General features: G+C 55.9%; 1 protein-coding gene. It reads left to right on the forward strand.

The annotated features are described in order from the left end of the window. Nucleotides 1–202, forward strand: a 202-nt coding sequence (locus ACTHUF_RS11480) for a hypothetical protein (protein WP_440407789.1), incomplete at both ends; no start/stop codon positions are given.

A 202-nucleotide genomic window follows, 5' to 3' on the forward strand; every position in this document is an offset into this window, starting at 1 on the left:
GCACGACCGCGAGCGCAGGTTCGAACAAAGTGACCGTCACTGCTTCAGCAGAAGACGCGAACAACGTGACCGACTACAGCATCGACTTGGCGCAAGACACCAAAGACGACATCCAAAAAGGTGTGGACGCCAAAACCACCGTTGACACCAAAGGCCTGACCTTCAACGGCGACAGCGGCAGCACCAATGTCGAAAAACTCGG

Source organism: Neisseria sp. P0024.S006, from assembly GCF_051956595.1.
Classification (GTDB): Bacteria; Pseudomonadota; Gammaproteobacteria; order Burkholderiales; family Neisseriaceae; genus Neisseria.